Genomic DNA, 20215 nt, shown 5'->3' with positions numbered 1-20215 from the left:
GGCCATGGCCCGGGCGCGGTCCGCGCGTTCGGCAGTGCGGAGCGGTCGCTCAGGCGAGGTCGAACCGGTCGAGGTCCATCACCTTGGTCCACGCCGCGACGAAGTCCGTGACGAACTTCTGCTTCGCGTCGTCGCTCGCGTACACCTCGGCCAGCGCGCGCAGCTCGGAGTTCGAGCCGAACACGAGGTCGGCACGGGTGCCGGTCCACTTGACCGCGCCGGTGGCGTCGTCGTGGGCCTCGAAGGTGGTCGAGTCCTCGGAGGCCGGCGTCCACGTGGTGCCCAGGTCGAGCAGGTTGACGAAGAAGTCGTTCGTCAGGGTGCCCGGGGCGTCGGTGAGCACACCGAGCTTCGAACCGTCGTGGTTGGCGCCCAGCACGCGCAGGCCGCCGACCAGGACGGTGGTCTCCGGAGCGGTGAGCGTGAGCAGGTTGGCCCGGTCGAGCAGCAGGTACTCGGCACCCAGCCGGTTGCCCTTGCCGACGTAGTTGCGGAAGCCGTCGGCGCCCGGCTCCAGCGCGGCGAACGACTCCGCGTCGGTGTGCTCGTCGGTCGCGTCGACCCGGCCGGCGGTGAAGGGCACCTCGATCGCGTGCCCGCCGTCCTTGGCGGCCTTCTCGACCGCCGCGGCGCCGCCGAGCACGATCAGGTCGGCCAGCGACACCTTCTTCGCACCGGAGGAGGCGTTGAACTCCTGCTGGACGCCTTCCAGGGCGCGCAGCACCGTGGCCAGCTCGTCCGGGTTGTTGACCTCCCAGCCGCGCTGCGGCTCCAGGCGGACCCGGGCGCCGTTGGCGCCGCCGCGCTTGTCGCTGCCCCGGTAGGTCGAGGCCGACGCCCAGGCGGCGGAGACCAGTTGCGGGACGGTCAGGCCGGTGCCGAGGATCTTCGCCTTGAGCGCGGTGACGTCCGCGGCGTCGATCGCCTCGTAGTCCGCCGTGGGCAGCGGGTCCTGCCACAGCAGGGTCTCCGCGGGCACTTCCGGGCCGAGCAGCAGCGACTTCGGGCCCATGTCGCGGTGGGTCAGCTTGTACCAGGCACGGGCGAACGCGTCCGCGAACTCCGCCGGGTTCTCGTGGAAGCGGCGGGAGATCGGCTCGTAGACCGGGTCGAAGCGCAGCGCCAGGTCGGTGGTGAGCATCGACGGCGCGATCTTCTTCGAGGCGTCGTGGGCGTGCGGGACGGTGCCCTCGCCGGCGCCGTCCTTCGGCTTCCACTGGTTGGCGCCGGCCGGGCTCTTGGTGAGCTCCCACTCGTAGCCGAAGAGGTTGTCGAAGAAGCCGTTGCTCCACCGGGTGGGCGTGCTGGTCCAGGTCACCTCCAGGCCGGAGGTGATGGCGTCGGCGCCCTTCCCGGTGCCGTAGCTGTTCTTCCAGCCCAGGCCCTGCGCCTCGATCGGCGCGGCCTCGGGGTCGTCGCCGACGGCGTCGGCCGGGCCGGCGCCGTGGGTCTTGCCGAAGGTGTGGCCGCCCGCGATCAGCGCCACGGTCTCCTCGTCGTTCATCGCCATCCGGCGGAACGTCTCACGGATGTCGCGGGCCGCGGCGATCGGGTCCGGGTTGCCGTTGGGGCCCTCGGGGTTGACGTAGATCAGGCCCATCTGGACGGCGCCGAGCGGGTTCTCCAGCTCGCGGTCGCCGGTGTAGCGCCGGTCGTCGAGCCAGGTGGTCTCCGGGCCCCAGTAGACGTCCTCCTCCGGCTCCCAGACGTCCTCGCGGCCGCCGGCGAACCCGAAGGTCTCCAGGCCCATCGACTCCAGCGCCACGTTGCCGGCGAGGATCAGCAGGTCGGCCCAGGACAGGCTCTGGCCGTACTTCTTCTTCACCGGCCACAGCAGGCGGCGGGCCTTGTCCAGGTTCCCGTTGTCCGGCCAGCTGTTGAGCGGGGCGAAGCGCTGCTGCCCGGCGCCGGCACCGCCGCGGCCGTCGCTGATCCGGTACGTGCCCGCGCTGTGCCAGGCCATCCGGATCATGAACGGGCCGTAGTTGCCGAAGTCGGCCGGCCACCAGTCCTGCGAAGTGGTGAGCACCTCGGCGACGTCCTGCTTGACGGCCGCGAGGTCGAGGGTGCCGAACGCCGCGGCGTAGTCGAAGTCCTCGCCGAGCGGGTTGGCCACGGCGGGGTTCTTGGCGAGGATCTTCAGGTTGAGCCGGTCCGGCCACCAGCCGCGGTTCCCGCCGCCCTGGGTCGGGTGCGGGGCGCGGTCGTGCGCGACCGGGCAGCCTCCCGCGCCCTCCGTCTTGGCGTCCACGACGATCGCGTCGTTGTTGTGGGTGTTGTCAGACATGGAAATCCTTCCGGACCTGGCGGATCACGGTGCTCAGGCACTGCGGGCGGTGGAGGAGCCGGGGGAGGCGGGACAGGGGAGCTGCGGAGCGCCCGGCGGAGCCGGAACGGCCCGGAAACCGCGGGTGAGCGGCTCGACGTCTGTGTCTCCTGCTCCTGCTCATGCTCCTGCCGTGGCGGCGTCTCCTGCCGTACAGGGCGCTTCCTGGCCCTTGGCTGTCGCCGGAACCGATCCTACGATGGACGCAGTCCAAGTCAAGAAGGGGCCCAAGGGCATATCCGGTCAAATTCCGGACGCTCACTGGTAAACTGCGGTCATTCCGCGATCCCGAATAGGTGAACCGACATGAGCGACCTGGTGGAGCGACTGCGGGCCCGCGGCTGGCGGATGACCTCCCAGCGGCGTGTCGTCGCGCAGGTCCTCGACGGCGACCACGTGCACCTCACCGCCGACGAGGTGCACGCCCGAGCCATCGCCCGCCTGCCCGAGATCTCGCGGGCGACGGTCTACAACACGCTCGGCGAGCTGGTCTCCCTCGGTGAGGTGATCGAGGTCGCCACCGACGGCCGCGCCAAGCGGTACGACCCGAACGCGCACCACCCGCACCAGCACCTGGTGTGCGCCGGCTGCGGCACCGTGCGCGACGTCCACCCCACCGGCGACCCGCTCGCCGCGCTCCCGGTCGAGGAGCGCTTCGGCTTCACCGTCTCCGCCGCCGAGGTCACCTACCGCGGGCTCTGCCCGGACTGCACGTAGCCGGACGCGCGGCTGTACGCAGCGGCCCGGCCGTACGCTCAGTTCTCCAGGCGGAGCCGTACGCTCAGTTCTCCAGGCGGACGGGCATCAGCACCGAGAAGGTGTCGTCGGTGTCGGCCCGCCGGATCGCCAGGGGCGCCGTGGGGGCGCCGAACTCCAGCACCAGCCGGTCGCCGGCCGCCGCTTCCAGGGCGTCCAGCAGGTATCGGCGGTTGACGGCGACCCGGCCCGGATCGTCGTCGCCGTCCGCGCAGACGGTCACCGCGGAGCCGTCCCCGGTCACCTTGAGGAGGCTCAGCTCCGCCCCCGCGCCCTGTCCCCCTCGCTCGCCCGCCGGCGCCTCGCCGGCGCGCACCGGGCCGGTTTCCACCGCCCGGCGGAAGGCCGGGGCGTCGAGGGGGACGCGGGTGCCCGCCGGCAGCCGGACCAGTCGGCGGTAGTCGGGGAAGCCGTGGCCGAGACACTCGCCGGCCGCCTGGCGGCCCCCGGCTTCCAGGGCCACCTCGTCGCCGTCCAGGGTGAGTTCGACCTCTCCCGCGGCGGGCAGCAGCGCGCGCATCGCGTCGGCGAGCGGGGAGGGCACCACGAACCGGGCGGGCGGCCCGTCCTGAGCGGTGACGACGGCCCGCGCGACGGCCAGCCGGTAGCGGTCGGTGGCCACGGTGTGCAGCGCCCCGTCCTCGACGTCGACCAGCACGCCGCCGAGCACGGGAAGGTCGGGGTCGGTGCCGGCGGCGAAGCGGACTGCGTCCAGCGCGGCGGCCAGGGCGGGTGCGGCGACGGTGAGGCGGAGGGCCGTGGTGCGGAGCGGAGCCATGGGGTTCTCCCTGCGGTCGAGGAGCGCGCGGACCGTGGACAGCTCGCCGCGGGCCTCGGCCAGGCCCCGCTCCAGCCGGCGCACCTGCGCCCGGAGCAACCCCCGCACCAGGTCGGTGTCCGCACCGGACCAGCCGGCCAGCACCAGCCGGATGTCCGCCAGCGGCATACCGGTCCGGCGCAGCCGTGCCAGCAGTCGCGCCTCGTCGAGCTGCTCCGGGTCGTACCAGCGGTAGCCGCTGACCGGGTCCACCCGGGCCGGGGGCAGCACGCCCGCGCCGTCGTAGAACCGCAGGGCGCTCACGCTCAGTCCGCTGTCCCGGGCCATCTCGCCGATGCTGCGCATCTCGCTCTCCACTTCTGGAACTGTCGACCCTCGACATGGTCGAGGGTCAACCACGGCCGGCCGGAGCGAGGGCGGCACGCCGCGCGTCGCGCCGTCAGGGCCTGGTGTCCGCGCTCCGCATGGACGTGACCGCGTCCGCGACGGTGTTCTCGTACAGGCCCAGCTTCGGCTTGAGCACGGGCGAGCCCGAGCCGAGCCGGAAGTTGACGGTGTCGGCGTTCGGCATGTGGTCGCCGTTCGCCAGGACGTTCAGCTCGTCGATGCCGTCCACGGTCCCGGAGGTCGCGCCGCTGGGGTCGAGGTCGACGACCGCGTAGGCGGTCCGCCCGGCGTATATCGGGAAGGCCGGTGCGCCGCCGAGGCCGCCCGGGACGAGCGGCTTGACGGCCCGGCTGCCGTCCGCGGCGTGCGAGTCGTCCAGAGAGACCAGCGGGAAGTAGCTCAGGCCGCAGGAGCGGGTGCCGGTGTTGCGGACCTCGATCACCCGCTGGGTGGGCGCCGAGTCGCGGCGGGTCACGGTCACCCGCACCTGGCCCGCCGTGCAGGGGTGCGCGTAGGCGTAGCTGTCGCTGGTGGCCGAGCCGCCGCCCGAGGTGCTGCCGCCGGTGCCGCCGGAGTTGCCGGAGCCGGTCGAGCTCTTCGAGCCGCCCGAGCCGCCGGAGGAGGAGCCGCCGGACGTCGACCGGCCCGAGGGGGAGGCGGCGGGCGCGGAGGCCGACTCCTTGCCACCCGAGGCGACGGAAGCGGCACTCGCCTGCTGCGAGGGAGTCGCGTCACTCGCGGAGGTGGAACCGGACTGGCAGGCGGCGAGGCCGAGGGCGCTGACGAGGAGGACCGCGGAGGAGGTCAGGACGGATTTCACGTTCACGGTGGCATGCCTTCGCTGTGAGTGGTCGAGCGGTGGGATGCCGTAACTCTGCGCCGTGCCGCGTCCCGTGTTCGACGGTCTGGCCACAGTTGAGGACGCTGGAACGGTTCCACCCCCCTGAGCTGCGAGAATGGCGCTTCCTGGAATGTCGGCCCGGGACGAGCAAGAGGGCGGAATGAGCACATATGTCGAGGAGTTCGCGAGTCGGCTGCGCGAACTGAAGCAACAGTCGGGGCGTACGTACGGTGCGCTCGCCGCCCGGACGCACGTGAGCACCTCCACCCTGCACCGCTACTGCAACGGCGCCGCGGTCCCCACCGAGTACGGCCCCGTGGAGCGGTTCGCGCGGCTGTGCGGTGCGGGTCCGGAGGAACTGGTGGCGCTGCACCAGCTGTGGCTGCTGGCGAGCGCGGAGCGGCGCCGCGAGCAGTACCGCACGTCTGCCGCGCCGACCGGGCCGGAGCCGACCGGGCCGGAGCCGACCGGGCCGGAGCCGACCGGGCCGGAGCCGACCGGGCCGGAGCCGGCGGCGGCCGGATCGGCGGCGGCCGGATCGGCCGCACCCGTCGACGTCCCACCGGCCGGCGCGGACGAGGCGGCGCCTCCGGATGCGGAAGGGCCCGGCGATGCGGGCGCGGACGGCGCGGGGGTGGACGGCGCGTCGCAAGTCGTGGGGCCCGGCGCCACGGGAGCGGGCATATCGGTGCCGCCCCCGCCCGCCGCCCCTGGTCCGACCGAGGCGCCCGGTCCGCCCGAAGTACCCGAGTTGCCGGACCTGGCCGAGCCGCCCGAGGCCGGCGGCGAGCCCTCCTCGTCCTGGCGGCGCCGGACCAGGGTCGCGGTGGGAGCCGCCGCCGCGATGGCCGCGGTGCTTCCGCTGGTGCTGCACTCCGCGCACGGCGCCGACCGCGGCGCTTCCGCCGCCTCGCGCCCGCGGACCACGGCCGCGGCCGTCGTCGGCGCCCCCGCAGCGACCACCTCGACCACCGCGCCGGCGAGCCCCGCCCCCACCACGACGGGGTCCGGCCGGAAGGCCGGCGCGCCCTCCCGATCCACCGCACCCACCACGCCGCCGGCGGCGGGCAGCTCGTCACCACCGGTCCAGGTGACCGTGCTGTCGGACAACTGGGACACCCAGTGCGGCCAGTGGTTCCTGCTGCGGCAGCCGCCGGGCAAGGTCCCGCCCCCGCCGTCACTCCAGCAGGACGACGCGTGGGCCGGCGCGCTCGGCGGCGTACCGGCCGGGGACCTGCGGCTCCAGGTGACCGCGCAGAGCGTGTCCGGGCAGCCGGTGGTGCTGCACGCGCTGTACGTGCGCGTCGTCAGCAGCACGGCCGCGCCGAAGGGTAACGGCTACACCCCCGGCTCGGGATGCGGCGGCGGCCTCGAACCGGCGTCCTTCTCCGTCGACCTCGACACGACCGCTCCCCGAGCCCGCCCGGTGCGCGGCTACGTGGACGACGGCTCGACGCCCGTGCTGTCCACCTTCCCTTTCCAGATCGCCCGCGACTCGCAGGTCCTCGACGTGGACGCGCACACCTCGGACCGCGACGTCAGCTGGTACCTGGAACTCCTCTGGAGCTGCGGCGACCGCCAGGGCACGCTGCGGGTCGACGACCACGGCAAGCCCTTCCGCACGGTGGGACTGAAGAACGACCCCACCTACTTCTACGACGGCAGCGCCTGGTCGCCGTCGTCCCCGCAGAGCTGACCACGCCGAGGGCCGGCCGATCGCGCACCCGCGACCGGCCGGCCCTGACATCACCAGGCGGGACATCTCACCCGGCGCCCGATCTCCGGGTGTGCGACCTCACAGGGTGTGGGACGTCAGCGTGTGGTGGCCCGGGCCGACATGGCCCACGCGGACGGTGGTGCCGTCGGCGCCGACCTGCGCGCCGCCCACCGCCCGGGTGCCGTTCCAGACCGTACGGCCGTCGAGTTCGACCCGGACCTTGTGCCCGCCGGTCGGGACGGCGAGTTCGCCGACGGTGCCGCGCGGGGCGGTGGCGGTCAGCGTGAAGCCGTGCGCGGAGGACCGCCAGGAGGCGGTGATGGCGCCGTGCGGGGTCGGGACGCTGCCCTGCGCCCAGGTCAGGCCGCCGGGGGCGGGCACGATCGAGTAGCCGGAGAAGCCGGCCGCGGTCGGCTGGACGCCCAGCACCTGGGTGGTCAGCGAGATCGTCGGACCGGCCGCCCAGCCGTGCGCGAGGCTGGTGAACTGCGCGATACCGGGGTCGCCGTCGAGGTTCGCCTTCTCCCACAGCGTGCTGCCGGGGTCCTCGCTGAGCTGGTGGCCCCAGAAGGTCCGCATGAGCTGGAGCGCCTGCTGCTGCTCGGCGCCGCTGGGGTCGGGCACGTCCAGGCGCGCGCTCGCCTCGAAGCCGCTGGGCAGCGGCTCGTAGAAGGGCTGGATGGAGGCGTTGGGGGTGCTGGGCGAGACGGTCAGCGAGCCGTAGGTGCTCCAGTTGTTCTTCCGCAGGTAGTCCATGGCCTGCGCGGACCGGTCGCTGTTCGCGATGCCGGTGAGCACGGCGGCGGCGTTGGCGTCCTGCGGGTACGCGGTCGGGATCTCGGTGGAGAGTCGGTAGGCGCCGGTCGAGGCGTCCCACAGCTGGGAGTTGATCGCGTCCTTCACGTCGGTGGCGCGGCCGGCGTAGGTACGGGCGCCGGCGGCGTCACCGCGGGAGGTGGCCAGCGCCGCCATCTCGTCGAGGTTCCGCTTGTACAGCGCGTTGACGTACGTCTCGTGACCGCAGTCGCTGTAGCCGTAGTGGCCGCAGGAGTTGGCGCTCGCGAAGGAGATCAGCCCGGTGCCGTCCTGGGTGCGGACCGACTCCAGCCAGGCCATCGCCTTGGTCAACTGGGGCCACCACTTGGCCAGATACGCCTGGTCGCCGGTGTAGAGCCAGTGCTCGTAGTGGTTGTACACGAACCAGGTGACGTACTCGCCGTAGGTGCGGATCTCGTCCTGGTTGTGCGGGCCGACCAGGCTCTCGGCGGGCATGTAGCCGTCGGGGAGCTGCTGGGAGGCGAGCGAGGAGAGCGAGTTGTCGACGGCGGGCACGTCGTCGGTGCTGAGGTAGGTGACCGGGGCCTGGATGGCGAGGTCGCCCTGCCAGACCACCCGGTCGCGCTTGGCGCCGTCGAAGATGACCTCCTGCCCGGGGTCGGCCCCGGGCACCTGCGCGTCGGAGTGGTCGGCCTCGCCGGTCTGGTAGGGCCAGCTCTTGGCCGTGTCCGACATCCAGGTGTCCAGCTGGACGGTGTACGCGCCGCTGTACCAGATCTTGTTCAGCTCGTTGTCGCTGGACAGGAACCAGCCCTGGTACGCGGCGGGGTCGGACTGCTTGGGCGCCGCCGAGAAGTCGAGGGAGACCGCGCCGAGGTCGACCCAGCCGGGGCCGTCGAGGAAGACGGTGGCGTAGCGGAAGCCGCCGCGCAACTGGCTGTCGGTGAGGGTGGCCGGGAGCTGGGCCGGGTCGAGGGTGAAGGTGTGGCTGTCGGCGTCGTAGGTGTAGGGCTGGCCGGGGTAGCCGTTCCAGATGTTGGCGGTGTCGCAGCCGGGAGCGACCGCGTCCTCGTCGTTGTTGCTCTGTGCCGGGGATGCCGCGAACTGCTTCGACTCGCTGAAGCACACATGCAGTTGGGGCGGGGTCTTCGACGCACCGGCCACCCGTATCCGGATCTTGCCGCCCACGTCCTTGCCGAAGTCCAGGGTCACCAGAGGTGATTGGGTGCGGTCGCCGGAACTGGTCAGCCGCAGCGGCTTGTTGCCCTTGCCGAGCAGCGCCTTCGGGTCGCCCTGGACGGAGCCGCCCCGGGCCGAGACCGAGGACACCGAGACCGGATCGACGACGTGGCCTTGGGGCGCGAGGACGTAGGGCCGCCAGTCCCCCTGCCGCGGCTGGTAACCGGTGTCGGTCCACGGGTTCTTCGCCGTGTGCGCGCCGCCGTGTGCGGGCTGCGCCACCGCCGCGTTCACCGTCAGCATGCTGATCACAGTGACGCCGGCCGACACCGCGGCCAGCGCTCCTCTGTGCCTCGATAGGTGGATCATGGCCCCTCTTCCCGTTCCACACGCGTGACGGCGGTATGGCGCCCGCTGGTACGGCCCCACCGCCCACGATCCCGACTGAGACGATTCAATCCGCCAGCGCACGCTAGCCCCGGGGCTGCGTTCAATCAACAGTTCAACCAGGAATGATCTGCGCCGACGGGTGCGGCGGGTGTGAGCCGGGGGCGGCCGGGCCGATTGAAAGCTTCAAGTAGCGGGCTCCGCGGAGGGCGCACGAAGGGCGTTACGGCGTGCCTGTCGCTGGTAGGGCGCCGTGCTCACTTTCCAGCGTCGGGGCCGTACCACTGGAGGGGCTGTCCGGTGACGCCGGCGATGCACTCGAAGTCATGGTCGCGGTGGAGGAGGGTCAGCCCCTGGAGTTCGGCGGTCGCGGCGACCAGCAGGTCCACGGCACCGGCGCTGCGGTGCTGCCCCTTCCTGGTGAGCAGTTCCTGGACGCGCCAGGCCCTGCTGTAGGCCCGGTCGTCCACCGGTACCCAGCCGAAGAGCAGCCGCATGTCCTCGATGCCACGGGTGCGGTGCTCCGCGGAGCGCGCGCTGTAGAAGAACTCCAGTTCCGTGATCGGGCAGGTCGCGATGAGTCCTGCCGACGCAGCCTCGTCCCAGCCGTACTGCTCGGCGTCTCCCCGCAGGAAGCGGGCCAGGGCGCTGGTGTCGATCAGGAATCGCGCTGCGCTCACCGCCGGTAGTTCCTCTTGTCTTCGAAGAGGTCGAGGTCGAAGCCGCCCTGATTCGCCGAGCCCCGCAGCCGGGTCAGCGCCAGGGCGCGCCGGCGGTTGTCCAGCACCTCGCGCAGCGCGGTGTTGACGGTGTCCTTCTTCGTGTTCGTGCCCAGGGCCTGTGCGACGTCGGCCAGCAGTTCGTCATCGAGATCGATCACGGTTCGACTCACGTGGCACCTCCTCTGATATCAAAGATGAGATCGAGTATACATCGATCTATGCATAGCCGCTTCCTGTCACCGGCTCCCGGGGGCGGCGCCGGGTCAGGCCGCGTCGTGCTCATCGGCGTCGGCCGACAGGGCGCGCAGCGCCTTCTGGGTGGGGGAGTCCGGCTCGGCCGCGTAGAGCAGGAGGGTCAACTCGTCGTCCGGCGGCGGCATGCGCATCGCCTGGAACTGCAACTCCAGCAGGCCGTGCCGGGGATCGATGACGCGCTTGACGCCGTACGTCTTCTCCTCGACCTCCTGCGACTCCCAGAGCCGGGCGAACTCCGGGCTGCTTTCTAGGAGTTCGCCGACCACGTGGCACAGCCGCACGCTGTCCGGGAAGCGGCCGGCCTCGGCGCGGAGCACGGCGACGATCTCGCGGCGGACCTGCGCGACCTCCGGGTGACTGGCCTCGACGTCCGCGCGGAGGAACATCTGCTTGGCGATGTTGCGCTCGCCCGGGGGCAGCCGGGCGAAGTCGCAGCCGATCAGCCCGCCCAGCCGGTTCCACGCCAGGACGTCCATGGCCCGGCCGTAGACCACGGCCGCGACGCCGTCCATCGCGTCGATCATGACCTGCAGCCCGAGCCGTACGACCTGTGGGGTCTCTTCCCCGACCTGGCAGCGGGTGGTCGCGGTGTGCGCCGCGCGGTGGGCGACGTTCCGCAGGTATTCGTGCTCGGCCGCGGTCAGCCGCAGCCCGCGGGCGAGGGAGTCGAGCACCTCGGGCGAGACGTTGCCGCCGCGGCCCTGCTCGATGCGGGTGTAGTACTCCACGCTGATCCCCGCCAGGTGGGCGGCCTCGTCACGGCGCAGCCCGCGCACCCTGCGGCGGGTCCCGCCGGGCGGCAGGCCGAGCCCGGCCGGGTCGAGAGCCGCCCGGCGGGCCTTGAGGAACGCGTTGATCTCCGGCTCGGCGTGCATGGCCCCATTCTCCGGCATGCCCGGTCCGGCCCGCCCAGCCAGGCCCTGCGGGTACCAGCCTCGGCCCGGTCTGGTCGCCGCCCGGCCCGACCGGCAGGGTCGAACCCGGCTCCGGTGCAACGGAGTTCGCCACCCGGCCCACCCGGCCCACCTGAACACCGGACCCACCTGAACACCGGACCCACCCGAACACCCCGACCACCCGAACCCCCCGAAGGCAGGCACCCCATGGATCGCAGGACACTCGGCGGCACCGGCATCTCCGTCAGCGAGTTCACCCTCGGCACGATGATGCTCGGCGCGTGGGGCACCAAGGACCACGAGGAGGCCGTCCGGATCGTGCACACCGCGCTCGACGCGGGCGTCAACACCATCGACACCGCCGACATGTACTCCGACGGCGAGTCCGAGGTGATCGTCGGGAAGGCGCTCAGAGGCCGCCGGGACGACGTGGTGCTCGCCACCAAGTTCCACTACGGGATGGGCCAGGACGCCAACCACCGCGGCAACTCCCGCCGTTGGATCGTCCGCGCGGTCGAGGACAGCCTGCGCCGGCTCGGCACCGACTGGATCGACCTGTACCAGGTGCATCGCCCCGACCCGGACACCGACATCGACGAGACCCTGTCGGCACTGTCCGACCTGGTGCGTTCCGGCAAGGTCCGGGCGATCGGCTCGTCCACCTTCCCGGCCGCGGAGATCGTGGAGGCCCAGTGGGTCGCCGAGAAGCGCGGCCACCTCCGCTTCCGCGCCGAGCAGCCGCCGTACTCGATGCTGGCCCGCGCGGTCGAGCGGGACGTGCTGCCCGCCGCGCGGAAGTACGGCATGGGCGTCCTCACCTGGAGCCCGCTCGCGGGCGGTTGGCTGTCGGGCAAGTACGGCGGACCCGACGGCGCGGACCCCGCCGGGGCCACCCGCTCCGGCTTCCTGCCGCAGCTCTTCGACACCGGGCTGCCCGGCAACGCGGCCAAGCTCGCCGCGGTCACCGAGCTGCGGAAGGTGGCCGCCGACGCCGGGCTGACCCTGCCCGCCCTCGCCACCGGCTTCGTGCTCGCGCACCCCGCGATCACCTCGGTGATCATCGGCCCGCGCACCCGCGACCAGCTCACCTCGCTGCTGGACACCGCGGGGACGGTGCTGAGCGGCGATGTCCTCGACCGTATCGACGAGATCGTGCCGCCCGGCACCGACCTCAACCACGACGTCACCCACTACGACCCGCCCGCGCTCACGGACAAGGAGCTGCGGCGCCGGTCACCCGCACGAATCTCGATCGGGTGACTTCGGCCGCTGCGCCTGACGGGACCGCCACCGATGGCGGTCCACCATGGTGACAGCACGCCACATTTCAGCCGAACGAGGAGAAAACGACCGATGCGACAGGGTCCCCTGGCCGGCCGCTATCCCGCGGTGGCGGCGATGGTCGTGTTCGCCCTGGTGCCGTACCTGGCGCTCTCGGCGGCGCTGAGCAGCATCACGCCGCTGATCGCCAAGGACCTGCACATGAGTGCCGAGGCGCTCAGCGTGACGACCGGCATGGCCAACGCCGGGTACGCGGTCGGCACGGTGCTGGCCGTCCAGTTCGCCCAACTGCTGCCGCAGCGGCGGATGCTGCTGGTCTACGGCAGCGCGCTGGTGATCGGCTCGGTGCTCGCCGCGGCGGCGACCGCCCCGGCGATGTTCGTCGTCGGGCACGTCCTGCAGGGCCTGTGCACCAGCCTGCTGCTGATCGCCGCCGTGCCGCCGCTGATCATCGGGTATCCGGCGGCCCGGCTGCGCACGACCGCCGTCGTGATGAACATGTGCATCTTCGGCGCGGTCGCGCTCGGGCCGGTGCTCGGCGGCGTCCAGGCGTCCGCGCACGGCTGGCGGCCGCTGTTCTGGGCGATCGCCGGCGTCGCGGTGGCGGCGCTGGTGCTGTCGTTGCTGACCTACCAGGAGGTCCCGCCGGCCGCGCCGGACGCACCCATCGACTACATCGCCCTGTGCCTGGCCACCGTCGGATGCGTCTCCGCGTTCTTCGGCGCCTCGGAGCTGACCGCCCACCGCTTCGCCGAAGCCCGTACCTGGGGGCCGCTGATCGGCGGGCTGCTGCTGATCGTCGTCCTCTTCGTCCACGAATACACGAGCAGGCATCCGCTGCTGTGCGTGGAGAGCCTGCTCAGTACGCTCCCGGTGGCCGGGATCGTGGCCGCGATCTGCGCGGCGGCCGCGTCGGTGTCGGCGATCTCGCTGACCCAGATCTCGCTCGCGCACCGGATCACGCCGCTGCACCTGGGGCTGGTCTACCTCCCCGAGTTCGGCGGCGCGGTGCTCGCGGCGGTGTTCTTCGGCGCCGCGTTCCGTACCCGCCTGCTGCACTACTTCGTCCTCGCCGGCCTGCTCTTCCTGGGCGCCGGCGTCCTGGTCATGAACGCCGCCGCCCCGCCGACCTCCACCCTCGTCGCGGTGGGCTCGGGCCTGGTCGGTGTCGGGGTCGGCGCCTCGGTCGTCCCCGCGCTGTTCATCGCGGGCTTCTCGCTACGCTCCAGCAACGTGCAGCGGGTCTTCGCGATCGTCGAACTCGTCCGCGCGGTCGCCGCGTTCCTGATCGCCCCGGTGCTGCTCTACGTCGCCGCCACCATCGGGGCGAACGCGGGCTCGGGCACCAGGACGGCGCTGTGGATCTGCTTCGGGATCTCCCTCGCGGGCGCGCTGATCGGTGTCGCCCTCTACTACCTCGGGCGGGTCCGCCCGCCGACCCCCTCGGTCGACGGCTGGCTCAGCGGCGAGCGCACCGGCTGGGACTCCCCGCCCCTGCTCGCCCGCTTCTCCCGCTTCGCCCGTGCCGGCGGGGACGACGACCCCTGCCCGTAGCCCTCGGCGACCGTGGCTTTCGGCGCCCCCGGGGGCCGCGTGCGTACGATGCCGCGGCACCCGGGCGCCCGTGCTGCCTACGGGTGGTAGATCTCCTCCATGGCGGTGACCTGGTTCTTGCTGTTGACACGGTAGTAGAAGTCCGCGTTGGTCAGCTTGTGGGAGACCAGCCAGCGCGGGGCGACCTTGTGCGGGGACGTGTCGACGTTGAGGTTGAGGACCTTGACGGAGGCGGTGGAGGGGACGACGAGGGAGCGGGCCGCGCCGCTCGGCGTGTAGACGACGTCCTCGTCGTTGTGCGTGTTCACCTTGCAGGTCTCCGGGGTGACGCGGACCGTGACCTTGCCCTTGACGAGCTTGGCGGAGTGGTACGCGAAGAAGTGGTCGTAGCCCTTCGGCTTGTAGCACGCCTTCCAGTTGCCGCCCGCCGTCGCGGACACCTGCGCGGACGCCTTCGCCACGGTGCCGACCGCCTTGGCGCCGCCCGACGGCGTGCCCGAAGCGGCATAGGACGACCCGCACGCGGTGCCGAGGAGCACGGCGGCTGAGCCCAGGACGACGGTGGTGAGCGCGGTACGGCGGTTCATGTTTTTCCCCTATGCGACGATCTGGTCATGTGCGTCGACTGACACCCATGAGGAGGGTGAGCCGTCGCAAGGGGTTTCCGCGGTGCGTTCCCTGTGACGAGACGGTGACAGCTGTCATACGACCGCGACGAACACCCGCGCGAGCCCGCGCGAGCCCGCGCGAGCCCGCGCGAAACCGCTCCCGCCGCGAACCCGTTCCGGCCGTGCTGCCGGACGATTCCGAGCGGGACGTCAACCGCCCGACTCAAGCGGCATGTGCCGTGAAGACGACGGACGAGGTGTCGCCGTCGACGGCGATGTTGAGAGACGCGTCGAGGGCATTGGCGAGGCGCGCCAGGAGCGGGAGCGTGGGAACCGTGCCGCCCAGCTCGAGCTTGGAGACCTGCGGCTGGGTCCTGCTCGCTCGCCTGACGAGTTCGCTCTGGGAGACGCCCAGCTCGGTCCGGCGGTCGTGGACGGCCTGTCCGAGGTCGAACGCCATGCGGATCTCGGTGCGCATCGCTTCGACCTCAGGCGCGTCCGTACCGCCCTGCGCGATGGCGCGCTCGCGCGCGAGCTTCCACCGACTGTGGTTCATCGGCCCTCTCCCTTGGTGATCTCGCGACTGAACTCGTCATGCGCGGAGTGGCGCTCCGCCTCGCACACTTTCATTGCTTGCTTGCTTGCTTGCTTGCTTGGCGCGGGCGACCTCGGCATCTTCGCGCATCCTCGTCTTGCGGAACACGGTCAGGAGGACGATACGGCGGTTGTCTGCGAGCCAGTAGGTCAGGCGGATGGCGTTGGCGTCGTGCCCCAACCCGAAGCGCAGTTCCCGTAATCCGTCGCCCAAGTAACGGGAGTAGGGCTCGCCGAGGGTGGTCGGGGCATCGAGAAGGCGCTCTGCCGCGTGCTCAGGCGGGGGTGGGGGCGGGCGGGCGGGGGTGGGTGGTCAGGGAACGGAGGCTGATCGCGTGGACGACCTCGGCCACGCCCAGGACGATCAGCCAGACGCCGGAGACGATCGTGAGGGCGGTCAGCGAGCCGAAGGGGGAGACGATCAGCACGATGCCCGCCACGAGCGTGATCGCGCCGAAGAACACCTGCCAGCCGCGGGCCGGCAGGTCCTCGGTGGAGACCGCGACGGCGATCATCATGATCCCGCGCAGCAGCCAGCCGAAGCCGATCCACAGCGCCAGCAGCAGCAGTGACTCCGCGGCGCCGCGGAAGCAGATCAACCCGAGCAGCACGCTCAGCGCCCCGGTGACGAAGGACAGCGCCCGCATGCCGCCGGGCACGTGCGGGCCGAAGGCGCCGGCCAGTTGGAGGATGCCGCTCGCCACCAGGTAGACGCCGAACAGGATGCCCACCACCAGCAGCGTCGAGTGGGGCCAGGCGAGGACGATGACGCCCAGGACGATCGCGGCGATCCCGGCGGTGAGCAGCACCTGCCAGGCGGATCGGGCGAGCGCGCCGAGCGCGCCTCCTGGGACATCGCCGGAGAGATGGGTCATGGCACTCCGCCTTTCGCGCACCGGCCGTGACGGGCCAGGGGTCGTTCCACCGTCGCACGACCGCCGGAAGTCCGCAGGTCGAGGCGGTGGGGGGGGGCGTACGGCGGCGGCCGGCTCAGACGGCGAAGAGCAGGCCGGCGCTGATCAGGAGGGTGACGGCGGTGGCGAAGTGGATGCCGAACGCGACCGCCCGGGTGCCGCCGTGGCGCAGCACTATCAGGGTGTCGGCGAGCGGCAGCAGCGCCACCACCAGCATGAACCAGGCTTCGGCGCGGGCGCCCACCAGGATCAGCAGCACCAGGCCGAGCACGCCGTACGTGCCGTCCCGAACGCCCTTGACGGTGAGGAAGGCGGCATCGCCGTCCGGCTTGGCGGGCACGCCGTAACCGGCGGCGGAGGGCCGGGGCTGGAGCAGGAACCGGGCCCCGATGAAGAGCACGAAGAGGTTGAGGACGACGGCGAGGGTGTACGCGGTGGCGGTCATGGCGAATCTCCGTTCCAGCGATTCTAGCGGTGCTAGCGACAGGAACGAAGCTAGCAGATCGACGGCACGAATTCTAGCGATGCTAGAATCGGGTCATGTCGATCCAGACGCGCCGGGAGCGCGAACGAGCGGAGCGCGAGCAGTTGATTGTCACGACCGCGCGGGAACTCGCGGAGGCGGAGGGCTGGGACGCCGTCACCACCCGGCGGCTCGCCACCGAGATCGAGTACAGCCAGCCCGTCCTGTACAGCCACTTCAAGGGCAAGGGCGCCATCATGGCCGCCGTCGCCGTACAGGGCAGCGCCGAACTCGCCACCGAGCTACGGGCGGCGCGCACCGCGGCCCACGGCGCCCGTGCGGCCCTCACCGCGGTGGGGGCGGCGTACACCTCCTTCTCGCGGCAGCGCCCGGCGCTCTACGACGCGATGTTCACCCATGCCGTCGAACTGCCCTTCGCCACCCCGGAAGCCCCCGCCGCCCTGCACGACGCCTTCGGTGAGATCCTCCGGGCCGTCCGGCCGCTCGCCGCCGGCGACGACCCGGGCGTCCTCACCGAGACCTTCTGGGCCGGACTGCACGGCCTGGTCACCCTCACCCGCAGCGGCCGCCTCCCCGAACCCGCCCGCGCCCACCGGCTTTCCCTGCTGATCGCCCGCTTCGCCCCCGCACCGGACTGAGCCCGCCTCTGACCGCCCGCGGGACGCGGAACGCGGTTCAGCCCCGCTCCACCCGCGGCCGCCGATCCAGAAGACGGTGCATCACGGCCTCGGGTATGCCGGGATTCGCGGCGGCCTGGGCCGCGGTCGCGGTGTCGCACAGCAACTCGGCGACGGCACGCGCGGGCAGCCGCGGATCGGCGGCTGCCGCACTCCTGATGCCGCGTTCCGGATCGTCGAGCAGGCGGATCACCGACGCGGCGGACAGTCGCGGATCGTGCAGAGCCCGTCGGCGGACATCCGGGTCCGGGTCCCGGCCGAACCGCTCCACCAGTTCGGCCGGCGCCTCGGGATCGAGGAGCGCGAGTGCGCGCTTGAGCGGGTCGGGGTCGTCCGCAAGGCGAAGAACCTGCCCGCGGGGGAAGTTGGGGTGCGCGACCGTCCGCGCGGCCGAGTAGCCGTTCCAGCTCTGCACCAGCTCCAGCAGGACCTCGGCCGGGGCCTGGGCGCAGTGTTCGGCCAGGAAGAGCCGTACGACCCAGTCCTCGTCGTGGGTCAGCAGGTCGATCACGTCGGGTGGCAGGTCCTTGATGCACGCGGCGCTGCGACGCAGCATCACGTGCGCGGAGGTGGTGCAGCGGCGTACGGCGTCGTCGTCGCCTCTCAGCTTCAGCACCCAGGGGAGCGGGTTGCAGCGTGCTCTCGGGTCGAACTCGACGGTGACGGAGGCGCGTTCGGCCTCGGTGAGGTCCGGCCGGAGGGAGACCGCCCAGCGGATGCCCGGATCGTCGTCCCGGCCGAGGAGCGCGACCAGGTCGGGGTCCAGGTGCGGGTTGCGCGCGGTGGCATGCCGCAGCCGGGTGTCAGCGCCGTGGACCAGTCGCTCGGCCAGTTCACGGGCGAGCACGCAGCTCTCGGCGGCACGTTCCCGGTGGCTGTCGTGGGGGAGCGCGGCGAAGCCGGCCGTCGGCAGCGGTGCGGAGCGGTGGTGCCGCAGGACGGCCTCGGCCCGCACGCCGTCGTCGGGGTCGGCGAGGAGGGCCGCCCGGGCCGGGGCGTCCAGGTGCGGCCAGGCACGCGGCGCGGCCCGCACCCGGACCTCGGTGTCCGGGTCGGCCGCGAGCGCGGTGAGATGCCGGACCGGCAGGTCGCCGTGGAGTGCCAGCTCGGCGCGCACCCGCGGGCTGGGGTCGTCGGCGAGCCGGGCGTACGCCGCGTCGGTGAGCGCCGATCGGCCGTCCACGGCACAGGTGAGGATGATCCAACGGTGCTGGGGGTCCGGATCGCGCAGCAGTCGGGATCGCTGTTCGGCGTCGAGCTGCCAGCGCTCGGCCAGCCCCTTGCGCACGCGCCACTCGGGATGCGCGAGCCAGGACGCGATCACCTCCTCCGGGAGCTCGCGGTGGATCAGCCAGCTCTGGAACCGTTCGTCGGGTGCGACGTCGAGCAGGCGATGCAGCACGGACGCGGGTGCCGCGGTGTTCCTGGCGAGCCCGTCGCGCCAGGACCCGCGCAACTCGTCCAGGGCGTCGGGCCGTTCGGGAATGGTGTCCCAGCCGGTCCCGTGCCCGTCCGGGCGTTCCACGGCCGGGCCCTGTGCGGGCGTGTCCGGACCGGCGCGGCCGAGCAGATCGTCCCGTGCGCTGTTCTCCTCCGTCATGGCGGTCATCCTCGTCCATGGCCGCCACCATGGGCCGTTCCCGGCAAGTCCGGCATCCGCGCCCGGGTCCGCCCCCTCCTCACCAACCAGCTCGCCGCTGACCTTGGCTCGGGTGCGGCCACCTCGCGCTGCACCCGCACCACGCCCGTCACCAGGTGTACGGGGTGCCCAACTCGACCGCCACGAGTTCCCCGCGGGCAGTCCACGAGTCCCTGTCCGTGAGTGATCCTGGCTCGCGGGGACCCGGATGCGGTTGAAGTCAGTCGCCTCCTCGCTGGTGCTCCCGTAAGGTTCGCGGGTTGTCGTGATGGAGAGGTGGTTCGGGACGTGGCACCCAGGGCAGTGACTCGGGAGCAGTTGGCGGGGGCGGCGCGCGCCGCGCTGGGTGGCGGGCGGCGGTTGGAGGGGGTCGAGCGGGTCGCAGGCGGCAGCAAGAAGGGTGTGTACCGCCTGGTGATGGACGACGGGAGCACGGCGATTGCCTATTTGTGGGACGACACCGAGAACTACTGGCCGGCGGTCGAGGGCGACGACGACCTCACTGACCCGTTCTCACCCGGCCTCGGGCTCGATCTGTTCCAGGCCGCGCACGCGCGGCTGGACGGGCTCGGCGTCCGCGTCCCAGCAATACGTCTCCTCGACCGCGACGGTGCCTACTGCCAAGCGGACCTTGCGATCGTCGAGGACCTTCCGGGGGCGAGCCTTGAGAAGTTGATCGCGCGCGACCCGGGCGCGGCGGCTGTGGTCATGGTCCGGCTTGCGGAGTCGCTGGAGGCGATGCGAGGTTACCGGGCATCGGCGTACGGCAAGGTGGCCGTGGTCGATGGTGGAGGAACGTCGCGCGGTACGTCGTGCGAGGGTGTGGTTCTTGACCGTGCGCTGCGGGACCTTGCCGAGGCGGCCTCGCGCGATCCGCGGATCATGGGTGTCCGCGGCCGACTGGAAGAGCGGCTGCTGGGCCTGGCGGCGGCGGTGCGGCCGCGCACGGAGTACGCGGTCGTGCACGGCGAGTTGGGGCCCGACCATGTGCTGGTGGACGCGGACGGGAACCCCGTGGTGATCGACATCGAGGGATTGATGTACTTCGATGTCGAGTGGGAGCACGTTTTTCTACGAATCCGTCTGCCTGGCGTCTACCAGCCGCTGGAGGTGGACGGCTTGGACCAGGACCGGATCGCGCTCTACATGCTCGCACAGCGACTTTCGCTGACGGCGGGTCCGTTGCGGCTACTCGACGGGGACTTCCCCGACGGGGCCTTCATGGCGGGCATCGCCGAGTACAACCTGAAGCAGGCACTGAAACTGGTCAGCGCCTGAGCTTACCCATGCGTCTCAGTTCTCAGCGGGGGCCAGGGGCTCGCGGCGGGTGACGTGCGGGCCACGGGTGGGGGCGCTGAAGGCGAACTTGGCGTGTTTCAGGGCTGGAAGAGCGACCGGAGGGCCACTGCGCGTTCGTGGGCGCGCGAGCCTTTGACCGCGGTG

The 20215-nt window shown here is 72.1% G+C and carries 19 protein-coding genes; 6 read left to right on the top strand and 13 right to left on the bottom strand.

The genetic code is table 11. From position 1 onward, the window contains the following. Window positions 1–49 precede the first annotated feature (49 nt). The gene (gene katG, locus OG370_RS20130; RefSeq protein ID WP_328466223.1) at window positions 50–2287 is read right to left on the bottom strand and encodes a catalase/peroxidase HPI; all 2238 of its coding nucleotides are present in this window, start codon (window positions 2285–2287) and stop codon (window positions 50–52) included. A 345-nt stretch (window positions 2288–2632) separates the two neighbouring features. Here katG and OG370_RS20125 point away from each other — a divergent pair, with 345 nt between their 5' ends. Beyond that, window positions 2633–3043, top strand: coding sequence for a Fur family transcriptional regulator (locus OG370_RS20125; protein WP_328466221.1), 411 nt, complete (start codon window positions 2633–2635; stop codon window positions 3041–3043). A 64-nt stretch (window positions 3044–3107) separates the two neighbouring features. On the opposite strand, the gene OG370_RS20120 is transcribed toward OG370_RS20125, so the two are convergent. Beyond that, window positions 3108–4217 (bottom strand): DNA polymerase III subunit beta family protein, encoded by a 1110-nt coding sequence (locus tag OG370_RS20120; protein WP_328466219.1) that lies wholly within the window; start codon window positions 4215–4217, stop codon window positions 3108–3110. Between the two features lie 82 nt (window positions 4218–4299). Beyond that, complete coding sequence (locus tag OG370_RS20115; RefSeq protein ID WP_328466217.1) at window positions 4300–5073, bottom strand: DUF4232 domain-containing protein; 774 nt, start codon at window positions 5071–5073, stop codon at window positions 4300–4302. A gap of 175 nt (window positions 5074–5248) precedes the next feature. Between OG370_RS20115 and OG370_RS20110 the strand changes: the two genes are divergently transcribed. Next, on the top strand, window positions 5249–6784 hold the full coding sequence (locus tag OG370_RS20110) for a helix-turn-helix domain-containing protein (protein ID WP_328466215.1): 1536 nt from the start codon (window positions 5249–5251) through the stop codon (window positions 6782–6784). Window positions 6785–6883: 99 nt separating this feature from the next. Here OG370_RS20110 and OG370_RS20105 read toward each other — a convergent pair whose 3' ends face one another. From OG370_RS20105 to OG370_RS20090, 4 genes are all read right to left on the bottom strand, one after another. After that, window positions 6884–9064: an alpha-L-rhamnosidase-related protein gene (locus OG370_RS20105; protein WP_328466213.1), complete on the bottom strand. Its 2181-nt coding sequence runs from the start codon at window positions 9062–9064 to the stop codon at window positions 6884–6886. A gap of 341 nt (window positions 9065–9405) precedes the next feature. Then, entirely contained in the window at window positions 9406–9828 is a 423-nt protein-coding gene (locus tag OG370_RS20100; protein WP_328466211.1) for a PIN domain nuclease, read from the bottom strand. Further along, entirely contained in the window at window positions 9825–10040 is a 216-nt protein-coding gene (locus OG370_RS20095) for a type II toxin-antitoxin system VapB family antitoxin (protein ID WP_328466209.1), read from the bottom strand. The genes OG370_RS20100 and OG370_RS20095 overlap by 4 nt, the downstream gene beginning before the upstream one ends. A 93-nt stretch (window positions 10041–10133) precedes the next feature. Further along, on the bottom strand, window positions 10134–11000 hold the full coding sequence (locus tag OG370_RS20090) for a helix-turn-helix transcriptional regulator (protein WP_328466207.1): 867 nt from the start codon (window positions 10998–11000) through the stop codon (window positions 10134–10136). Between the two features lie 228 nt (window positions 11001–11228). Here OG370_RS20090 and OG370_RS20085 point away from each other — a divergent pair, with 228 nt between their 5' ends. Further along, window positions 11229–12281 carry an aldo/keto reductase gene (locus OG370_RS20085; RefSeq protein WP_328466205.1) on the top strand — a complete coding sequence of 351 codons (1053 nt, stop codon included), beginning with the start codon at window positions 11229–11231 and terminating at the stop codon, window positions 12279–12281. Between the two features lie 93 nt (window positions 12282–12374). After that, a complete protein-coding gene (locus OG370_RS20080; protein WP_328466203.1) occupies window positions 12375–13856 on the top strand; it encodes an MFS transporter in 1482 nt (493 codons plus the stop codon). A 77-nt stretch (window positions 13857–13933) separates the two neighbouring features. Here OG370_RS20080 and OG370_RS20075 read toward each other — a convergent pair whose 3' ends face one another. From OG370_RS20075 to OG370_RS20055, 5 genes are all read right to left on the bottom strand, one after another. After that, on the bottom strand, window positions 13934–14443 hold the full coding sequence (locus OG370_RS20075; RefSeq protein ID WP_328466201.1) for a hypothetical protein: 510 nt from the start codon (window positions 14441–14443) through the stop codon (window positions 13934–13936). Between the two features lie 244 nt (window positions 14444–14687). Beyond that, window positions 14688–15020, bottom strand: a complete 333-nt coding sequence (locus tag OG370_RS20070) for a helix-turn-helix domain-containing protein (protein ID WP_328466199.1) — start codon at window positions 15018–15020, stop codon at window positions 14688–14690. Window positions 15021–15056: 36 nt separating this feature from the next. Next, entirely contained in the window at window positions 15057–15272 is a 216-nt protein-coding gene (locus tag OG370_RS20065; protein WP_443060711.1) for a DNA-binding protein, read from the bottom strand. A gap of 61 nt (window positions 15273–15333) precedes the next feature. Next, window positions 15334–15933 carry an HdeD family acid-resistance protein gene (locus OG370_RS20060; protein WP_328466197.1) on the bottom strand — a complete coding sequence of 200 codons (600 nt, stop codon included), beginning with the start codon at window positions 15931–15933 and terminating at the stop codon, window positions 15334–15336. A 115-nt stretch (window positions 15934–16048) separates the two neighbouring features. Continuing rightward, window positions 16049–16417, bottom strand: a complete 369-nt coding sequence (locus tag OG370_RS20055; RefSeq protein ID WP_328466195.1) for a DUF4267 domain-containing protein — start codon at window positions 16415–16417, stop codon at window positions 16049–16051. Between the two features lie 95 nt (window positions 16418–16512). Here OG370_RS20055 and OG370_RS20050 point away from each other — a divergent pair, with 95 nt between their 5' ends. Continuing rightward, the gene (locus OG370_RS20050) at window positions 16513–17094 is read left to right on the top strand and encodes a TetR/AcrR family transcriptional regulator (RefSeq protein ID WP_328466193.1); all 582 of its coding nucleotides are present in this window, start codon (window positions 16513–16515) and stop codon (window positions 17092–17094) included. Window positions 17095–17131: 37 nt separating this feature from the next. Here the strand turns inward: OG370_RS20050 and OG370_RS20045 are convergent, their stop codons facing one another. Further along, entirely contained in the window at window positions 17132–18733 is a 1602-nt protein-coding gene (locus OG370_RS20045; protein ID WP_328466191.1) for a PE-PGRS family protein, read from the bottom strand. Between the two features lie 342 nt (window positions 18734–19075). On the opposite strand from OG370_RS20045, the gene OG370_RS20040 reads away from it, so the two are divergent. After that, window positions 19076–20050: a phosphotransferase family protein gene (locus tag OG370_RS20040; protein WP_328474260.1), complete on the top strand. Its 975-nt coding sequence runs from the start codon at window positions 19076–19078 to the stop codon at window positions 20048–20050. The last annotated feature ends 165 nt before the right edge of the window (window positions 20051–20215 follow it).

It is taken from the genome of Streptomyces sp. NBC_00448 (assembly GCF_036014115.1).
In the GTDB taxonomy this organism is placed as follows: domain Bacteria; phylum Actinomycetota; class Actinomycetes; order Streptomycetales; family Streptomycetaceae; genus Actinacidiphila.
This window is presented reverse-complemented; position numbering and strand designations above follow the sequence as displayed.

Excerpts from the sequence above, each read along its gene's own strand:
- katG (WP_328466223.1), bottom strand. The coding sequence starts at position 2,287 with ATGTCTGACAACACCCACAACAACGACGCGATCGTCGTGGACGCCAAG.
- OG370_RS20125 (WP_328466221.1), top strand. The coding sequence starts at position 2,633 with ATGAGCGACCTGGTGGAGCGACTGCGGGCCCGCGGCTGGCGGATGACC.
- OG370_RS20110 (WP_328466215.1), top strand. The coding sequence starts at position 5,249 with ATGAGCACATATGTCGAGGAGTTCGCGAGTCGGCTGCGCGAACTGAAG.
- OG370_RS20105 (WP_328466213.1), bottom strand. The coding sequence starts at position 9,064 with ATGCTGACGGTGAACGCGGCGGTGGCGCAGCCCGCACACGGCGGCGCG.
- OG370_RS20090 (WP_328466207.1), bottom strand. The coding sequence starts at position 11,000 with ATGCACGCCGAGCCGGAGATCAACGCGTTCCTCAAGGCCCGCCGGGCG.
- OG370_RS20085 (WP_328466205.1), top strand. The coding sequence starts at position 11,229 with ATGGATCGCAGGACACTCGGCGGCACCGGCATCTCCGTCAGCGAGTTC.
- OG370_RS20080 (WP_328466203.1), top strand. The coding sequence starts at position 12,375 with ATGCGACAGGGTCCCCTGGCCGGCCGCTATCCCGCGGTGGCGGCGATG.
- OG370_RS20075 (WP_328466201.1), bottom strand. The coding sequence starts at position 14,443 with ATGAACCGCCGTACCGCGCTCACCACCGTCGTCCTGGGCTCAGCCGCC.
- OG370_RS20070 (WP_328466199.1), bottom strand. The coding sequence starts at position 15,020 with ATGAACCACAGTCGGTGGAAGCTCGCGCGCGAGCGCGCCATCGCGCAG.
- OG370_RS20060 (WP_328466197.1), bottom strand. The coding sequence starts at position 15,933 with ATGACCCATCTCTCCGGCGATGTCCCAGGAGGCGCGCTCGGCGCGCTC.
- OG370_RS20055 (WP_328466195.1), bottom strand. The coding sequence starts at position 16,417 with ATGACCGCCACCGCGTACACCCTCGCCGTCGTCCTCAACCTCTTCGTG.
- OG370_RS20050 (WP_328466193.1), top strand. The coding sequence starts at position 16,513 with ATGTCGATCCAGACGCGCCGGGAGCGCGAACGAGCGGAGCGCGAGCAG.
- OG370_RS20045 (WP_328466191.1), bottom strand. The coding sequence starts at position 18,733 with ATGACGGAGGAGAACAGCGCACGGGACGATCTGCTCGGCCGCGCCGGT.